15 protein-coding genes are annotated in these 17824 nt (G+C 60.2%); 9 read left to right on the top strand and 6 right to left on the bottom strand.

Features of this window, described 5'->3' with window-relative positions; translation table 11 throughout:
* The first annotated feature begins 171 nt into the window (after positions 1 to 171).
* The 3 genes from AC1DE4_RS28885 to AC1DE4_RS28875 all read left to right on the top strand — a co-directional run bounded on the left by AC1DE4_RS28885 (position 172) and on the right by AC1DE4_RS28875 (position 2594).
* Complete coding sequence (locus tag AC1DE4_RS28885) at positions 172 to 639, top strand: Lrp/AsnC family transcriptional regulator (RefSeq protein WP_018857197.1); 468 nt, start codon at positions 172 to 174, stop codon at positions 637 to 639.
* A gap of 102 nt (positions 640 to 741) precedes the next feature.
* Positions 742 to 1551: a glycosyltransferase family 2 protein gene (locus AC1DE4_RS28880; RefSeq protein WP_018857196.1), complete on the top strand. Its 810-nt coding sequence runs from the start codon at positions 742 to 744 to the stop codon at positions 1549 to 1551.
* Positions 1552 to 1568: 17 nt separating this feature from the next.
* Positions 1569 to 2594 carry a glycosyltransferase gene (locus AC1DE4_RS28875; RefSeq protein ID WP_018857195.1) on the top strand — a complete coding sequence of 342 codons (1026 nt, stop codon included), beginning with the start codon at positions 1569 to 1571 and terminating at the stop codon, positions 2592 to 2594.
* 9 nt (positions 2595 to 2603) lie between these two features.
* Here AC1DE4_RS28875 and AC1DE4_RS28870 read toward each other — a convergent pair whose 3' ends face one another.
* Positions 2604 to 3653, bottom strand: coding sequence for a glycosyltransferase family 4 protein (locus AC1DE4_RS28870; protein WP_477884253.1), 1050 nt, complete (start codon positions 3651 to 3653; stop codon positions 2604 to 2606).
* A 31-nt stretch (positions 3654 to 3684) separates the two neighbouring features.
* Positions 3685 to 4161, bottom strand: a complete 477-nt coding sequence (gene greA / locus AC1DE4_RS28865) for a transcription elongation factor GreA (RefSeq protein ID WP_018857193.1) — start codon at positions 4159 to 4161, stop codon at positions 3685 to 3687.
* 479 nt (positions 4162 to 4640) lie between these two features.
* Between greA and AC1DE4_RS28860 the strand changes: the two genes are divergently transcribed.
* Positions 4641 to 5672, top strand: a complete 1032-nt coding sequence (locus tag AC1DE4_RS28860) for an alpha/beta fold hydrolase (protein WP_477884247.1) — start codon at positions 4641 to 4643, stop codon at positions 5670 to 5672.
* A 57-nt stretch (positions 5673 to 5729) separates the two neighbouring features.
* Here AC1DE4_RS28860 and carB read toward each other — a convergent pair whose 3' ends face one another.
* Positions 5730 to 9215, bottom strand: coding sequence for a carbamoyl-phosphate synthase large subunit (gene carB, locus AC1DE4_RS28855; protein ID WP_018857191.1), 3486 nt, complete (start codon positions 9213 to 9215; stop codon positions 5730 to 5732).
* Positions 9216 to 9386: 171 nt separating this feature from the next.
* The gene (locus AC1DE4_RS28850) at positions 9387 to 10415 is read right to left on the bottom strand and encodes a zinc-dependent alcohol dehydrogenase family protein (RefSeq protein ID WP_477884245.1); all 1029 of its coding nucleotides are present in this window, start codon (positions 10413 to 10415) and stop codon (positions 9387 to 9389) included.
* Between the two features lie 159 nt (positions 10416 to 10574).
* Between AC1DE4_RS28850 and ypfJ the strand changes: the two genes are divergently transcribed.
* Positions 10575 to 11492 (top strand): KPN_02809 family neutral zinc metallopeptidase, encoded by a 918-nt coding sequence (gene ypfJ, locus AC1DE4_RS28845; protein ID WP_113163495.1) that lies wholly within the window; start codon positions 10575 to 10577, stop codon positions 11490 to 11492.
* A 40-nt stretch (positions 11493 to 11532) separates the two neighbouring features.
* On the opposite strand, the gene AC1DE4_RS28840 is transcribed toward ypfJ, so the two are convergent.
* The gene (locus tag AC1DE4_RS28840; protein ID WP_026371791.1) at positions 11533 to 12528 is read right to left on the bottom strand and encodes an aldo/keto reductase; all 996 of its coding nucleotides are present in this window, start codon (positions 12526 to 12528) and stop codon (positions 11533 to 11535) included.
* A 109-nt stretch (positions 12529 to 12637) separates the two neighbouring features.
* Here AC1DE4_RS28840 and AC1DE4_RS28835 point away from each other — a divergent pair, with 109 nt between their 5' ends.
* The 3 genes from AC1DE4_RS28835 (at position 12638) to AC1DE4_RS28825 (ending at position 16493) form a co-directional block, all read left to right on the top strand.
* The gene (locus AC1DE4_RS28835; protein ID WP_018857187.1) at positions 12638 to 13543 is read left to right on the top strand and encodes a LysR family transcriptional regulator; all 906 of its coding nucleotides are present in this window, start codon (positions 12638 to 12640) and stop codon (positions 13541 to 13543) included.
* A 156-nt stretch (positions 13544 to 13699) separates the two neighbouring features.
* A complete protein-coding gene (locus tag AC1DE4_RS28830; protein ID WP_018857186.1) occupies positions 13700 to 14947 on the top strand; it encodes a TCR/Tet family MFS transporter in 1248 nt (415 codons plus the stop codon).
* A gap of 142 nt (positions 14948 to 15089) precedes the next feature.
* On the top strand, positions 15090 to 16493 hold the full coding sequence (locus AC1DE4_RS28825; protein WP_062372771.1) for an MATE family efflux transporter: 1404 nt from the start codon (positions 15090 to 15092) through the stop codon (positions 16491 to 16493).
* Between the two features lie 13 nt (positions 16494 to 16506).
* Here the strand turns inward: AC1DE4_RS28825 and AC1DE4_RS28820 are convergent, their stop codons facing one another.
* Positions 16507 to 16827 carry an antibiotic biosynthesis monooxygenase family protein gene (locus tag AC1DE4_RS28820; RefSeq protein WP_018857184.1) on the bottom strand — a complete coding sequence of 107 codons (321 nt, stop codon included), beginning with the start codon at positions 16825 to 16827 and terminating at the stop codon, positions 16507 to 16509.
* A gap of 252 nt (positions 16828 to 17079) precedes the next feature.
* Between AC1DE4_RS28820 and AC1DE4_RS28815 the strand changes: the two genes are divergently transcribed.
* Entirely contained in the window at positions 17080 to 17613 is a 534-nt protein-coding gene (locus AC1DE4_RS28815) for a dihydrofolate reductase family protein (protein WP_018857183.1), read from the top strand.
* Positions 17614 to 17824 lie beyond the last annotated feature (211 nt).

Here is a 17824-nt window from a genome sequence, read left to right as displayed (position 1 = left end):
CCATTCGCCATTTATGAACGTCCAGTGCTTTTATTCAAGGGCAGCCCTGCGTTACCAACAAGGCTTTCTCGGCGCGCTGTGCAACAATCCATCGCCGTGTTGAAACTTTCTTGCGAATTCCGTCGCTTTATATAGAAGCTGGCGACCAGGAATTAAAGGAAGGGCAGGATTGTGCTTCGCGCCGAACTCGATGCCATCGATATAAAGATACTGCGTGAGCTGCAGGCAGACGGACGTATGACCAATGTCGAGCTCGCCGACCGCGTCGGGATTTCGGCGCCCCCGTGCCTGCGTCGCGTGCGGAAGCTCGAAGAGACTGGCGTCATCGAAGGCTATCACGCGATGTTGAACAGCCCGAAGCTCGGCTTCGACCTTGTCGCCTTCTGCATGGTCGGCCTCAAGCATCAGTCGGAAGCCAACCTCAAGGCTTTTGCCGCCGCCACTACGCAGTGGCCTCTCGTGCGGCAGGCCTGGATGGTTTCCGGGGATAGCGATTTCCTTCTGCACTGTGTTGCAGAGAACCTGACGCGCTTCCAGGATTTCGTTATCGAGGTACTGACGGCGAATGAGCATGTGGATACCGTGCGGACGATGCTGACGATCCGACAGGTCAAGCGGGTGGGCCTGGTCGAAGTCTGAGCGGCCAAGAGAAGCAGCATTGCTCTATGAATGAAACGGCTTATGCCGTAGTGAAGGCGCTTTGCTAGCTCTGCCGCGGAAAAAGACACGAAGATCATTCCAATGACCAAATTGCCCATTTCCGCGTTCATCATTTGCTTGAACGAAGAAGCGTATCTCGGCAATTGCATCGAGAGCCTGGATAAGTGCGCGGAGATTGTGGTCGTTGACTCCGGTTCGACGGACGGGACGATTGCTCTGCTGGAGTCCTATATCGAGAATGGCTGGCCGATCCGGGTGTTTCACGAGAATTGGCGCGGTTACGCAGGGCAGAAGCAATTCGCACTCGATCAGTGTACGCAGCCTTGGCGCTTGAATATCGATTCCGATGAACGGCTCGATGCACCCCTGCGGAAGCTTTTGCCGGAGCTCATTGCCGCTTCCGAGGATATTGTCGGGTGGCGGCTGGCGCGTCGCCCCTATCTGGTCGGTTACGGCTACACCCCTGTGCATGTGCACGAGCGCAGGAACCTGCGGCTGATCCGCAAGGGCAGGGGCGCATATGATCTCACGCAAGCTGTTCATGAAGGCATAGTGCCGACGGGGCGTGTCGAGGACGCAAAGTCCGGCAGCCTTCTTCATTACCGGCCACTGATCATCGATGATCAGATCCTCAAGGAAAACAAGTATTCGACCCTGAAGGCCGATCAGCACTTCGCCTTAGGCGAGGGGACGACCTTCCTCAGACTGATTTTCAGCCCGGTGCTCTATTTCTGGCGCCTTTATTTTCATAACGGTCTATGGCGTTGCGGGCCGTCGGGCTTCATAGAAGCTATGACAGGTGCTGTGTACGCCTTTCTGACGCAGGCGAAGCTGTATCAGCGTAAGGCAGCCGAGCGGCATCCGAATTTTGATGATGCGGGAAGGCACTAAGGTCCAAAGGTTCAATCATGAAAGTGATGCATTATCATTTCGGCAAGGATGGCGGTGCTGAGCGTTTCTTTGTTCATCTGGTCAACGCCCTGGCACGCCGGGGCGTCGAGCAAACCGCGGTCATCCGTCCGAACCGGCTATGGCGGAAGGACATCGAGCAGTCGTCGCGCATCATCGAAAGCAAGTTTCGAAATCTCTCACCCGACAGGATCCTATTGCCTTTGCGGGTCAAACACATGGCGCGTATGGAGAAGCCCGATGCGCTGTTTTCTTGGGCGACCCGTGGCAGCCGACTGATGCCGAACTATAAGGGATGTATCAAGCTCTCCCGTCTTGGGGATTACCCGACAAACCTCAGCTACTTTAAAAACTCCGACATTCTCGTTTGCAATACGCCTGGTATCGGCGAGCATGTGCGTAATAAGCTGGGCTGGACACGCGGCGTCGAGGTGATCTCGAACTTCACGAATACTGAACAAGTGGCGCCCGTCGATCGCGCGTCGCTGAACACGCCGGTTGATGCGCCCGTCGTGATGTCGATGGGCCGTTTCGTACCACGCAAGGAATTTGCCTTGCTGACGGCGGCGGTGGCGAAGCTGCCTGATGTCTATTTGTGGCTTGCGGGCGAAGGCGAAGAATTGGAGAACGTCAAGAAGGTCGCAGCGGACCTTGGCGTTATGGACCGCGTACGTTTTCTCGGTTGGCAGAAGGATACGCGGCCGTTCGTCGCCGCTGCCGATATTTTCGTGATGCCGTCAAAGCACGAGCCGCTTGGCAATGTCATTCTAGAGGCCTGGGCGCAGGGCAAGCCTGTTGTCTCCAGCCGCTCCGAGGGACCCTCGTGGTTCATGCGTGACTGTGACAATGGGCTACTGGTTGACATCGGCGATGCCGATGGTTTCTCGCACGCCATCGAACGGCTGATCAACGATCCGGTACTGGCCGCGAAGGTTGCTGCGGGGGGGCGGGAGACGCTGATGAAGCAGTTCTCCGAAGACGCAGTTGCCAACGCCTATCTCGAGCTTTTCAAGCGCAAGCCTTGATGTCGTCGCTTAAAGCGACCGATAAATGGCGCCAAGCTTCCGTGCTTCGCCTTCGATACTGAAGGTATTCATCGCATGAGTTCGGGAGCGGGCCGATGCCTGCTGTCGGCGGCTTTCGTCATCCATGAAGAGACTGGACGCTTGAACCATTGTACCGAGATCGTCGCGCGGGACGATGAGGCCGGTTTCGTTGGCGCCCGTTACCAGCAGTTCAGGAAACGCACCGACGTCGGTAGCGACCACGGGGACCGCCGTTGCCATCGCTTCGAGCGGTGTCAGACCAAAGCCTTCCCAGCGCTGTGGAGCAATGAAGAGGTCGAGCGTCCGATACCAGTCATTGATATTGGTGTGCTCGCCGACGAATAGAATGCGATCGGCCAGGCCTGCGGCTGCAGCGCGCGCCTTCAGCTCCCTCTCGAACTCGACGTGCTGGGATGTTGCGCGTCCGGCAATAACGGCGATCCAGTCCGGTCGGGTCGGCAGCAGGCGGATCATGCTGTCGACAAAAAGATCCGTGCCCTTCTGGTGACGAACGCGACCGAAACAGCCGGCGATCCTCTTCGTGGCGTCAAGACCAAGCAGCTGTTTGGCTGTCGCCTTGTCTTCCGCCGGAGAGAAGCGGGCCGTGTCTATTCCGTGCAGAACAACGGTGTTCGGCACTTCCAGATAGTTTGCCGTCTTGCCGCTGGTCGCGATCACGGCGTCCATTCTGGAGATCAGCCATTTCGTCCAGCCGGTGTGGCGGCGCTGAGAGGCCGACGTGAAGACAATCTTCAGGGGCATGCGCAGGACATCGCGCATGAGAATGGCCGGCAGCATCTCGATGTTGCGGCGGGCGTGCCATATGCGGAAGGGCCGACAGCGCGGCGCGCGCCAAAGCTTCGGCAGGTCGCGAAAGCGAATGTGCGGCAGAGATGCTGGAAGGCCCGGCCCGAGGGTCGCAATCTTCTCGCCGAGTACGCGCTGGACCGGGATCAGCTGAATGATGGTGGAGGTGACGCCGGAGAGCCGTTTTTTGAAGTTCGGCGCAATAATCTCGACGTCACTAACATTGACGATAGCCGGTTGGCCGCGACCTTCCACGGATCAATCAGCCCCAGGAAATGGAAAGGACTTCGTAGGCCTTGGAGCCGCCGGGTGCGTTGACTTCGATCGAGTCGCCGACTTCCTTGCCGATCAGCGCGCGAGCGATCGGCGACGAGATGGAGATCCGGCCGGCCTTAACATCGGCTTCCTGATCGCCGACGATCTGATAGGTCTTTTCTTCTTCGGTGTCCTCGTCGACGAGCTTCACCTTCGCGCCGAACTTGATCTTGTCACCGGACATCTTCGACAGGTCGATGACCTCCGCGCGTGCGGTCAGGTCTTCAAGCTCGCTGATGCGGCCTTCGTTGTGGCTCTGCGCTTCCTTGGCCGCATGGTATTCGGCGTTTTCCGAGAGGTCACCATGGGCACGGGCTTCGGCGATTGCCTCGATGATGCGGGGGCGCTCCTCCTGCTGACGCCAGCGCAGTTCTTCCTGCAGCTTGACGAAACCACCCTGCGTCATCGGTACCTTATCAACCATTTTTCTGTCCTTCACTCCCCGTGTCCGCTTAGCCGCAGACACAAAAGAAAACAGGTCCCGAAGGGGAACTTCGGAACCGTGTAACAATCCTAACTGTTGTGGTTATAGCAGATCGCCACCGCTGATTTCCATAAAATTCGTATCGCTACCCGGAGGCGCTCCGTTACGACCGCAAACCTGAGCAATATTGACTTTGAGGTGGACGGTTCGCTGAGAACGCCTCTGAAGGACTGACTGGCAATTCTCTCGATGGCGCAAAAAATGATGCATATTTCGCCGTTCCCTCGGGATCGCAAAGCGTGATTCGACCGTTGGTACAGGCTCCAATGGGCTGAGGCGTCTTTGTTGGCTCTATCGCCGTCAGGAAGAACGCCGGCCGAGATACTGCCCGCATCGGCGCTGCATTGGCGTCTTTGGGTTGAATCTGTAAGCTGATACGATCGTCTTGGGCGTAGGGCTTGTTGGCGCAGGAGGGGAAGATGGGCGACAACTACATCATCAGTGCCAGAAAGCGAACGGGTGATGCATTGATCGCGGAACCCGGGCCGATCAAGTTCCTGAAGGTGCCTGATGTGCTCGACAGCTACGATGCGCGCCAGGCAGTATCCAGTGCGAAGGATTGGGTCGCCGAGGTGCAGGGGCTCGCGGATGGCGACGAGAATCCGAATTCGATCGGTCCGCGGGGCGATGTGCTTATTTTTGTGCATGGCTACAACAATGACATTCCGACCGTTCTAAAGCGCATCAGGCAGTTGCGTGCCGACATGCGAGCAGAGGGTTGGCGTGGTGAGATCGTTGCCTTCGACTGGCCGAGCGACAACCAGACGCTCAACTATCTCGAGGATCGCTCGGATGCGGCGGCTGTTGCAAGCGAACTCGTGACGAAGGGTATTCGACTTCTGAAGCAGAGCCAGCAGGCCGGCTGCGAAACCAATGTGCACCTGCTTGGTCATTCTACAGGCTGCTATGTGATCATGGATGCCTTTGCGCAGTCGGACAAGCAGGGCGATCTCTTCAAGGCGGACTGGCGCGTCGGCCAGGTGGCGTTCATCGGCGGCGATGTGTCCACGGATAGCCTGTCGCTTGCGAGCGACTGGAATCAGCCGATGTTCCGCCGGATCATGCGGCTCACCAACTACTCCAATCCTTTCGATTCCGTCCTTGCCGTATCCAACGCGAAGAGGCTCGGCGTTGCGCCGCGCGTCGGTCGCGTTGGGCTGCCGGCGTTGGTCAACGCTAAAGCGGTCGACGTCAATTGCGGTGAGTATTTCAATACGGTCGATCCAGCTTCGCAGCCCCAGATTGGTTCATGGACCCACTCATGGCATATCGGCAATCGGGTTTTCGCCCGCGACCTTGCGATGACTCTGGAAGGCGCTATCGATCGTCACGCCATTCCGACGCGGCGTGAAGAAGGCGGAAAGCTGATTTTGCAGGATCGGCGGCGACCGGCCTTTCAGAATGCCTGGAACGTCAAGGCGGACGCGCAGGATGCAAGGGCGCGAATCTAACGGCTCCGACGCCTCGAGAGCGGACCGGCGCGGATGGCGCGCCGGTCCAATTCTTTATTAGAAGTAGCTTTGCAGCGGACGAACTTCGAGGTTGCCAGCCCGCAGCGCCTTGATCGCCTGGGCGGCCGCCTCGGCGCCGGCCATCGTGGTGTAGTAGGGGACCTTCTGCATCAGCGTTGCTCGGCGCAGCGACTTGGAGTCGGAGATCGCCTTGTTGCCGTCCGTCGTATTGATCACGAGCTGGACCTGGCGGTTGCGGATCGCATCTTCGATGTGTGGGCGACCTTCCAGGACCTTGTTGATCTTCGTAGCCGCGATGCCGTTCTCAGCCAGGAAGCGCTGCGTGCCCCCGGTTGCCAGAACCTTGAAGCCTTCGCCGACGAGAACGCGGATGGCCGGCAGCACGCGCGGCTTGTCCTCGTCGCGGACCGATACGAAGACCGTTCCGTCACGCGGCAGTTCAACGCCGGCGCCGAGCTGCGACTTCGCAAACGCCAGCGCGAAATCGGTGTCGAGGCCGATGACTTCGCCGGTCGAGCGCATTTCCGGGCCGAGCAGCGTGTCGACGCCGGGGAAGCGGGCAAACGGGAAGACGGCTTCCTTGACGGCGATATGCTTGAGGTTGCGCGGATCCGGCTTCTGGCCGTAGGTCGAGAACAGCGCGTCGAGCTTCTCGCCGGCCATGGCGCGGGCGGCGATCTTGGCGATTGGGGCGCCGATGGTCTTGGCGACGAAGGGAACGGTACGTGAGGCGCGCGGGTTCACTTCCAGCACGTAGACGGTGCCGTCCTTGATGGCGAACTGTACGTTCATCAGACCAACGACGTTCAGCGCCTTGGCCATCGACTTTGCCTGACGCTCGAGCTCGTCGATCATCTCGTTCGAAAGGGTGCGCGGCGGCAGTGAGCAGGCGCTATCGCCCGAATGGATGCCAGCTTCCTCGATGTGTTCCATGATGCCGGCGATGAAGGCGTCGTTGCCGTCGGAGAGGCAGTCGACGTCGACTTCGATGGCGTTCGAGAGATAGCTGTCAAACAGCAGCGGGTTCTTACCGAGCAGGGTGTTGATCTGGCCGGTCTTGTCGTTCGGGTAGCGCTGCTTGATGTCTTCGGGCACCAGTTCCGGCACGGTGTCGAGCAGGTAGGTCTGCAGCTGGCCTTCCGAATGCAGGATCTGCATGGCGCGGCCGCCGAGAACGTAGGACGGGCGCACGACCAGCGGGAAGCCGATCTCGGTGGCGACCAGGCGAGCCTGTTCGACCGAATAGGCGATGCCGTTGTTCGGCTGGGTCAGGTCGAGCTTGATCAGGAGCTTCTGGAAGCGGTCGCGGTCTTCGGCAAGGTCGATCATGTCGGGCGCAGTGCCGAGGATCGGGATGCCGTTCTTCTCAAGCGCTTCCGCAAGCTTCAGCGGGGTCTGGCCGCCGAACTGGACGATGACGCCGACGACTTCGCCCTTTTCCTGCTCCGCGCGGAGGATCTCGATCACGTCTTCAGCCGTGAGCGGCTCGAAATAGAGGCGATCCGACGTATCGTAGTCGGTCGAGACCGTTTCCGGGTTGCAGTTGATCATGATAGCTTCGTAGCCGGCGTCACGCAGCGCGAAGGCGGCATGGCAGCAGCAGTAGTCAAACTCGATGCCCTGGCCGATACGGTTCGGACCACCGCCGAGGATGACGACCTTCTTGGCGGCCGAGACTTCGGCTTCAGAGCGCAGTTCACCGACAAAAGGCCTTTCGTAGGTCGAGTACATGTAGGCGGTCGGCGAGGCGAACTCGGCAGCGCAGGTATCGATGCGCTTGAAGACCGGGCGGACGTTCAGGCTGTTGCGCAGCTCGGCGACTTCCTTCGGGCGCTTGCCCGTCAGCGTGGCGAGGCGGGCGTCGGAGAAGCCCATTGCCTTCAGCGTGCGCAGGTTCGTGGCGTCTGTCGGCAGGCCATGCTCGCGGATGCGGGCTTCCATATCGACGATCGCCTTGAACTGGGCGATGAACCACGGGTCGATCTTGCAGCCCTCGTGAACCTCTTCGGGGCTCATGCCCTGGCGAAGCGCCTGGGCCACCATGCGCAGGCGATCCGGCGTCGGTGTGCCGATCGCGGCGCGGATGGCGTTCTGGCTGGATTCGCCTTCTTCAACACCGGGGATTTCGATTTCATCGAGGCCGGTCAGGCCGGTTTCGAGGCCGCGCAGCGCCTTCTGCAACGATTCGGCGAAGGTGCGGCCGATCGCCATGACTTCACCGACCGACTTCATGGCGGTGGTGAGAACCGGCGAGGCGCCCGGGAACTTCTCGAAGGCGAAACGCGGGATCTTGGTGACGACGTAGTCGATCGACGGTTCGAAGGAGGCGGGCGTCGCGCCGCCGGTGATGTCGTTGTCGAGCTCGTCGAGCGTGTAGCCGATGGCGAGCTTGGCGGCGACCTTGGCAATCGGGAAGCCGGTGGCCTTCGAGGCAAGCGCCGACGAACGCGAGACGCGCGGGTTCATTTCGATGACGACGAGGCGGCCGTCCTTCGGGTTGACGGCGAACTGGACGTTCGAGCCGCCGGTTTCCACGCCAATCTCGCGCAGGACCGCGATCGAGGCGTTGCGCATCATCTGGTATTCCTTGTCGGTCAGCGTCAAAGCCGGCGCGACGGTGATCGAGTCGCCCGTGTGGACGCCCATCGGGTCGATGTTTTCGATCGAGCAGATGATGATGCAGTTGTCCGCCTTGTCGCGGACGACTTCCATTTCGTATTCCTTCCAGCCGAGAACCGATTCCTCGATCAGAACTTCGGTCGTCGGGGAGGCATCGAGGCCACCGCCGATGATTTCGAAGAACTCCGAGCGGTTGTAGGCAATGCCGCCGCCGGTGCCGCCCATAGTGAAGGAGGGGCGGATGATGGCGGGCAGGCCGACGACGTCGATCGCCTGGGCGGCAATCGCCATGGCGTGGCTGATGTAGCGCTGCTTGCGGTCGGTCTCGCCGAGGTTCCACTGGTTTTCCAGTTCGTCGAGCGCCTTGTCGAGTTCGGCGCCGGAGAGGCTTTCCTTCAGCTTGTTGCGCTCGGCTTCATGCGTCTTGCGGTCGGCATCCTTGATGTCGGTGGCGTTGGCGAGCATCGAGCGCGGGGTTTCGAGGCCGATCTTTTCCATCGCCTCGCGGAACAGGGCGCGGTCTTCGGCCTTGTCGATAGCGGCGGGCTTGGCGCCGATCATTTCGACATTGTAGCGGTCCAGGACGCCCATTCTCTTCAGGGAAAGCGCGGTGTTGAGCGCGGTCTGGCCGCCCATGGTCGGCAGCAGCGCGTCGGGGCGCTCCTTGGCGATGATCTTGGCGACGACTTCGGGGGTGATCGGCTCGACGTAGGTGGCGTCGGCGAGGCCCGGGTCGGTCATGATCGTTGCCGGGTTGGAGTTGACGAGGATGACGCGGTAGCCTTCCTCCTTCAGCGCCTTGCAGGCCTGGGTGCCGGAGTAGTCGAATTCGCAAGCCTGGCCAATGACGATCGGTCCTGCGCCGATGATGAGGATCGATTTGATATCTTGGCGCTTCGGCATGGGCGTTTTCCGTTTCCTAGCTGCGCAGAAAGCCGGCCAGGGTGGGAGGCACCGGCCGGGTCGCGCATATGATGGTCTTTTCAGGCTAGAAGCGGCTTATAGGCAAATGTATTTGTAAACGGAACCCCATAATTTGCGGAATCGACAGGAATTGGCAGCTCTTGTGAGAGCCTAGTCGATGCCCGGTACGACAAGTGCCCGGATCTCGCCTTTCCGGGCGGGATTGGAGATCGCTTCCACGCCCTCCTTGAAACCGATCCGGCGGGAGATTAGTGGCTCGACTTGGATCGTTCCCGACGCGATCAGTTCGGCCGCCCGCAGGTGAGTGAACGGGTTGATAAATGAGCTTACCAGCTTGATCTCTCGGAAGAGGAGATCGAACGGCTCGATTGCGACCTTCACACCCTGCGGCATGACTCCGAGGATCACGACCGTGCCGCCGCGCCGCGCAAGCCCAGGTGCCTGTTCGATCGTTTCCGCTACGCCCGCGCATTCGATGACGACATCGGCGCCTCCCGGCAACAAACCGTCGTGCGCGGTCAAGCGGGACACGATATCGCCGACCGAGGGATCCGCATTCGCGGTCGCTCCCAGCCTTTCGGCGACCCTCCGCTTCTCTTCGCTGCGGGTAACGAGAACAACCTTTGTCGCTCCCGCCAGGCGGGCCAACTGGACGACCAGCAAGCCGATCACGCCGCCGCCAAGGACGACAACCGACGAGCCCGTTCGGATTTCCGCAAGGTCGACACCGTGGATGCAGCAGGCGAGAGGTTCGCAGAAGGCGCCATGCAGAGGCGGCAGTGCCAAGGGCAGCTCGAAAGCCTGCTGCTGCGGGATGCAGACATATTCCGCAAAGCCACCGTCGCGATGGATGCCGGTCGCCTGCAGGTTATGGCAGAGATTGACGCGGCCGCGCTGGCATTCTGGACACTGACCGCATGCGATATTCGGATCGCCGGTGACGCGCATGCCTTCGCGAAAGCCGCTCACGCCATCGCCCACTCTTTCGATGATGCCGCAGAACTCATGGCCGAGCGTAACGGGCGGCTTGGAAGGAAACTCTCCGAGGAACAGATGCCGGTCGGTGCCGCAAATGCCACAAGCCTCCACACGAACCAGCAACTCGCCAACACCCGGGTCGGGACGCGCTACCTCGCGCAGAGCCAGCTTGCCCGTCGCTTCGAGCCGAAGTGCCTTCATGTCTCTCCTCCTCAGACTTCTTTCTCGCAAGGAGGCCCGAATGTCGATGTCTCGTCAAGCTGGTCCACAGTGGTGTACGGGTTCTCTCAGGTTAACTGGAATTTCCCGATCATCGAGATATATACCTACCGATCGAAGGTTTAGCCCAGGGGAACCGTCATGGAGTGGAAAGGCCGGCGTCAGTCCGACAACATCGAGGATCGTCGTGGCGATCCTTCCATGGGCGGATTGGGCAGAGGTGGAGGCTTCGGCTTTCCTACCGGCGGCGGCATGGGCCGGCGCGGCGGCGGCCTGAGCATCGGCACCATCATCTTTCTTGTTGTCATCTATTTTATCCTCAAGGCCATGGGCATAGACCTGCTGCAGGTTATGGATGGCGGCATGACGACCAACGGCCCCGGCTATGAGCAAAGCGAATCGGGAAGTCAGACACCTGCCAACGATGAAATGACCGCATTCGTTCGTACCGTTCTTGCCGAGACCGAGGACACGTGGAACGGGATCTTCCAGTCCCTTGGTCGTCAGTACGAAGAGCCTCGCCTCGTTCTCTTTTCCGGACAGACGCAGTCTGCCTGCGGCTTTGCCTCAGCGGCGACCGGTCCTTTCTACTGCCCGAGCGACCACAAGGTCTATCTCGACACGGCCTTCTTCAACCAGCTCAGCCGCCAGTTCGGCGCCTCCGGCGATTTCGCCGAAGCCTACGTCGTTGCGCATGAAGTCGGCCATCATGTTCAGAACTTGCTGGGCATCCTGCCGAAATTCAACGAGGCGCGTCAGCGGATGAGCGAGGCGGAGGCCAACAAGATGTCCGTCCGCGTTGAACTGCAGGCCGACTGCTTCGCCGGCATCTGGGGCAAATTTACCGATCAGAAGGGCATTCTCGAAGCCGGCGATCTGGAGGAGGCGCTGAACGCAGCCCAGCAGATTGGCGACGACAGGCTGCAGAAGCGCAGCCAGGGCTACGTCGTGCCCGAGAGTTTCAACCACGGCACTTCGGAGCAGCGGGCGCGTTGGTTCAAGCGTGGCTTCGACAGCGGGCAGTTGTCGGCCTGCGATACCTTCTCAGGCCCCGTGTGATTTGAGACAGCCTCTCCTTATGTGGAGAGGCTGGCCAGCATCACTTTTCACTGTCCATATGTCTGATCTGTGCGTCAGGGTAGCGTGCACCCGCCGCGGCGTCCTTCGGCACGGCGCGTTCGATGGCCGCCATATCCTCGGTGGACAATTGCACAGCGCGCGAACCGAGCGCTTCGGTAAGCTGGTCACGTCGGCGCGCGCCGACGAGGGGCACGATGTCCTGCCCGCGGGCCGCCACCCAGGCGATGGCGATCTGAGCGACAGATACCCGCTTCTCGTCCGCGATCTTTCGCAGTTCCTCGACGAGCGCGAGGTTCTGATCGATGTTGCTGTCCTGGAAGCGCGGGCTCATGCCGCGGAAATCACCGGAGCCGGTTGCCTGTCCCTTATGCCAATGTCCGCTGATCAGGCCGCGGGAGAGAACACCGTAGGCGGTGATTGAAATCCCGAGCTCACGGCAGGTTGGCAGGATCTGGTTCTCGATGCCGCGCGAGATCAGTGAATACTCGATCTGCAGATCGCAAATCGGATGGGCGCTGGCTGCGCGGCGTATGGTATCTGCGCCGACTTCCGAAAGGCCGACATGCCTGACGTACCCTGCCTTGATCATGTCACCGATCGTGCCCACCGTTTCCTCGATGGGAACGTTGGGATCCAGGCGGGCGGGGCGGTAGATGTCGATGTAGTCGACGTCGAGACGCTTCAGCGTGTAGGCGAGGAAGTTCTTGATCGCGGCGGGCCGGGAGTCGTAGCCGCTCCAGTTGCCGGCTGGATCGCGCAGGGCGCCGAACTTGACGCTGATGACGACGTCGTCCCGCTTGCGGCCCTTCAACGCTTCGCCGATCAGCATCTCGTTGTGGCCCATGCCGTAGAAGTCGCCGGTGTCGAGCAGGTTGATGCCGACGTCGAGAGCAGCATGAATCGTGGCAATGCTCTCGCTGCGGTCGGATGGCCCGTACATGCCGGACATGCCCATGCAGCCGAGGCCGATGGCCGATACCATTGGGCCGGTTTCTCCCAAACGATGCTTTTCCATTTCGTTCTCCTTCGTCACGCCGATGTTGATCGCCGGGAATAGTTTTATCGCGCCCGGCCTCGTGCGATAATCCATATGAATGCGAACGAGCTGTACGGGGAAATGCACAATGGAAGACCTTCCTCTCAATGATCTGGATGCCTTCACGGCCATTGCAAGGGAGCGCAGCTTTCGCGCCGCTGCCCGCAAGCGCGGTGTCTCCGCTTCTTCACTGAGCGACTCGCTGCGGCGGCTGGAGGAGCATGTCGGTGTTCGCCTGCTCAACCGGACGACCCGCAGCGTCACGCCGACGGAGGCTGGGGAGCGGCTGCTCCAACGCCTGACACCTGCGCTTAGCGAAATCTCCTTGGCGCTCCAGCAACTCGACGTTTTCCGTGATAGCCCGAGCGGAACCCTCCGCCTCAACGTGCCGATCATCGCCACGCGGCTTTTCCTGCCTGATCTCGCCAGCCGTTTTCTGAAGCGTTACCCGCGGATCTCGCTCGAGATCGTCGGAGAGGATACGTTCGTCGATGTGCTCGCAGCCGGGTATGACGCCGGCATCCGCTATGACGAGCGGCTTGAGCGCGACATGATCGCAGTGCCGATCGGGCCGCGCCGTCAAAGATATGTCACGGCGGCCGCGCCTGACTACCTCGAGCGCCGCGGTATCCCTGGTCACCCGCGCGACCTGCTCGAGCATGAGTGTGTCAGGCATCGTTTCCTCAGCGGAGCTGCGTTGCCCTGGGAGTTCGAGCGGGCAGACGAGACTCTAGTGATTACGCCGAAGGGGCCGATCATCGCCAACACGATCGAAATGCAAGTCTCGGCTGCGGTCACCGGGCTCGGCATCATCAGGACCTTCGAGGAGGTTCTGATGCCCGCCATCGAGAGGGGAGAATTGGTGCCGATCCTCGATGATTGGGTGACGGAATTCTCAGGTCCGTTTCTCTACTATGCGAGCCGTAAACACATGCCGCCTGCGCTTCGGGCGTTCGTCGACTTCGTCAAAGGCGAACCGCGGAAAGAGGGGTAGAATCCCCGTTTGTTCCGGTTCTCGATCAACTTAACTCGTGAGCCTATCAAAAGATTTGAAATGTTCACGGATTGTTTCGCTAATATACGTGAGCTATGTAACAAATGCCGGCGACGAGATCGTCTTTTCAGAAATAGCCTGCTGTAGAGATGCCTCATGCTTGATCCGAAATTCGTTCGTCGCGGCTTGTTCCTTGTCTTCATGATCCTGTTTCTCGACGTGATCGGGATCGCGATCATCATGCCTGTGCTGCCCGCTTATCTTGAGCAATTGACCGGTGGGTCCGTGAGCGATGCAGCTCTCGATGGTGGCTGGCTGCTTGTCGTCTATGCGGTCATGCAGTTCCTGTTTGCGCCGTTCCTGGGCAATCTCAGCGACCGCTTCGGGCGGCGCCCCATTCTGCTTCTGTCGGTGCTGACCTTTGCGATCGACAACTTCATCTGCGCAGTGGCGACGAGCTTCTGGATGCTTTTTATCGGTCGTGCGCTGGCTGGCTTCAGCGGCGGCAGCTTTGCGACCTGTTCCGCCTACATCGCCGACATCAGCAATGATGACAATCGGGCCAAGAATTTCGGCCTGATCGGCATTGCGTTTGGCGTCGGTTTCACGATCGGCCCTGTCATCGGCGGCTTCCTCGGCGAGTTCGGCCCCCGAGTACCGTTTTTTGGGGCAGCGGCGCTCTCGTTCCTCAATTTCGTTGCCGCCTATTTCATGCTTCCCGAGACATTGGAGGCAAAGAATCGTCGGACGTTTGAGTGGAAGCGTGCCAATCCTCTTGGCGCGCTGAAGCAGATGCGAAACTACCCCGGTATTGGGTCAATCTGTGCGGTCATGTTCCTTTTCTGGCTGGCGCATGCCGTCTATCCGGCGGTCTGGGCCTTCGTATCGACTTTCCGTTATGGCTGGAGCGAGGGCCAGATCGGCCTGTCTCTCGGCATCTACGGCATCGGCGCAGCCTTTGTCATGGGCGTCATTCTGCCGAAGATCGTGCCGGTACTCGGCGAGTGGAAGACAGCAGTGCTGGGCTTGTGTTTTTCCGTCGTCGGACTGACGGGTTACGCCTTCGCCTGGGAGGGCTGGATGGTCTACACGATCATCGTGCTGACGGTGATGGAAAATGTCGCCGATCCGCCGCTGCGAAGCATAGCAGTCGCCAAGGTGCCCCCCTCTGCTCAGGGAGAATTGCAAGGGGCGCTCACCAGCCTCAGCAGCATCACCACGATCGTCGGGCCGCTGATCTTTACGCAGCTGTTCGGCTACTTCACTGGACCCGAGGCGCCGGTGCGTTTCGCTGGGGCGCCATACCTGCTGTCGGCCATCATCATCCTGATCGCGGCCATTGTGTTCTTGACGAAGGTACGCACGGTCAAGGTCGCAGAAGCCGTCGAGCAGCCGGCCGAGTGAGCCATCAGAATTCGTGATGCGATGATGAATTTTTCATCATTTGCCTAGTTTTGAATGGCTCTTTGCGGAGCTTTGATCTAATTCCTCTTGATGTTTTGCCGCAACTTGCGGCCGTCAGCGATTCAATCACAGGACTGGTGTCATGGACACGCCGATCGACGCGCGCAAGCTAGCGCCGAAAAACGATAACCATTGGGCTGCGCATTTCCGCGCCACGCTGGCGCTCGGAGTCCCGTTGATTGGCGCGCAGCTGGCCCAGCTCGGCATCAACACGACCGACGTGATGATTGTCGGCCGTCTCGGTGCTGAAAACCTCGCTGCCATGGTGCTATCGGCGCAGTTCCTGTTCACGATCCTCGTTTTCGGCTCGGGTTTCGCCATCGCGGTCATACCGATGGTTGCGCAGGCCTACGGGAAGGGCGACGTCGTCAGCGTGCGCCGGTCGCTACGCATGGGCCTTTGGGTCGTGCTGGCCTATTGGGTGATCATGCTGCCAGCGTTCTTCAATTCCGAGCGGATCCTGCTTGCCGCTGGACAGAAGCCCGAAGTGGCTGCACTCGCGCATGGCTACATATTGATCGGTCAATTCGGCGTGCTGCCGGGGCTGCTTTACAATGTCATGCGTGCGCTGGTCAGCGCGATCGGCCGCGCGGCGGTCATTCTCAACGTGACGATCGCGATGCTGGTGCTGAACGCCTTCTTCGCATATGCGCTGGTGCTCGGCCATTTCGGCTTCCCGGCAATGGGCCTAGAGGGAGCGGCGATCGTTTCGGTCGTCGTGCAGGCCGCCGGCTTCCTGTTTATCATTGGCTATGTGCAGAGCAGGGCGGAGACGCGGCGCTACGAGATATTCGTCCGGTTCTGGCGTCCCGACTGGAAGGCCTTCTGGGAAGTCGTGCGTCTCGGCCTGCCGATCAGCGTGACGATCCTCGCCGAAGTGAGCCTCTTTACCGTTGCCTCGCTGCTGATGGGGCAAATCGGAACGATCGAGCTCGCCGCTCACGGCATCGCGCTGCAATGGGCGTCGATTGCCTTCATGATCCCGCTTGGCCTGTCGCAGGCGGCCACCGTTCGGGTCGGCGTCGCGCACGGGCAGGGCGACTACACCGCAGTCGTTCGGGCTTCGATCGCTGTCGTCGTCATCGCCTGCCTGATCGCGGCGGCCGGCAGCATTCTGTTTGCTGCCGTTCCCGAGTTCCTGGGAAGCTGGTTCCTTGATACGACCCTGCCGGAGGCACCTCAGGTGCTTGCCTATGCTGGGCCGCTGATCGTTGTGGCAGGGCTCTTCCAGTTGGTCGATGGCTTGCAGGCAATCGCCAATGGCCTGCTGCGCGGCTTGAAGGATGCGCGCGTACCGATGATCCTGGCGCTGATCGCCTATTGGCCGATTGGCTTCTTCCTCGCCTGGGCCTTTGCGTTCCCGCTTGGCTTCGGTGGAATCGGCATCTGGTTCGGCTTCTTGGTCGGGCTGGCGGCGGCAGCCGTGATGCTTTGCGGACGCTTCTACCTGCTTGTCCGCCGCGAAAAGAACATGGCCGGCGTCTAGCCGGCCATTCGGATCAAGCCGCGATCGGCTTGTAGTTGGCAATGTCGGCGCGAATGCCTAGGCGTTCGAACAGCGCCTGCGGATCGAAGTTTCTGGCGCGATGGGCTGCCTGCACCACCGCTTTGACCCGGTCGATCACCTCGGCACTTTCCCATTGCGCGATCGTCACGAAGTTGAACTCGCCAGGCCCTGAAACCTGCTCCAGCACCTGATGGCTGATGAAGCCCTCCTGCGCCTGCAAGACCTCGTGCGTCTTCAGCACGTTCATGAGGAATTCCTCCCGCGCAGCCTCCGGAACAGCAAACTTGTCGATCCGGTAAAACGCTCCGTTCATCCCTGTCTCCTTTGCTTTGGATGTCACAAGCGCGGGTGTAATTCCTCAAGTTAAGTTGAGGTCAATAGGTCGACACAAATGGCCACTGTAGGTGACCCGTGGGTGGTTAGGGCCGGTCTGCCTTGTGCGTAGAGGTTGGAAGGGAGCTCTAATTTGGTCGCACCAACCAAGCGACGTCAGATTGTAAGCAAATTCATTTCTGCGTAGCATCGGTCAGACCGTTGTGAGGAACTTGGGAGGAGGTCCTGCAGCATGTCCAAGCTCGTGTTCGCTTTGAACCAGTCCCTGGATGGTTATGTCGACCATTTAGAATTTGGGCCGCCCGATCCCGTGCTCTTTCGTCATTTCATCGACGACGTGCGCGGCCTTGCCGGAAGCGTATACGGTCGCCGCATGTACGAGGCGATGCGGTATTGGGACGAAGACCATGCCGAATGGGACGAGGCGGAGTGCGACTACGCAGCGGCGTGGCGGCGCCAACCGAAATGGGTCGTGTCGCGCTCGCTGCAATCAGTCGGCCCGAACGCCACGCTTGTCGCGGACGACATCGAAGCGACCATCCGCGGGTTGAAGGCTCAGCTGGACGGAGTGATTGAAGTTTCCGGACCTGAACTGGCGCGAAGTCTTGGTGACCTCGGTCTGGTCGATGAATATCGAATGTATCTCCATCCCGTCGTGCTTGGTCGCGGCAAGCCGTTCTTCGCCGGCCCGCGGCCGCCGCTGCGCCTCGTGGCGAGCGATCGAATTGGCGGGGACGTGATCAGGTTGACATACGTTCTGGCATAGTCGCGCGACCGACCCGCCTCAGTCCGGCGGTGGCCGCGCGCTTATAATCTGCGACCTAGACGACCGATTCCATGAAAGCGGCGTTTGATGGAACCTGACGTGCGCTGGTGGATTCCTGGTTTGAGATTATTCAAATGAGGAGTTTCATCATGGCACCAAGGCGGCGAGTCATTGAGCTGGCGATGAGCGAGCAAGAGATCGAAGAGATCGA

This window comes from Rhizobium sp. 10N414, from assembly GCF_056394785.1.
This window is presented reverse-complemented; position numbering and strand designations above follow the sequence as displayed.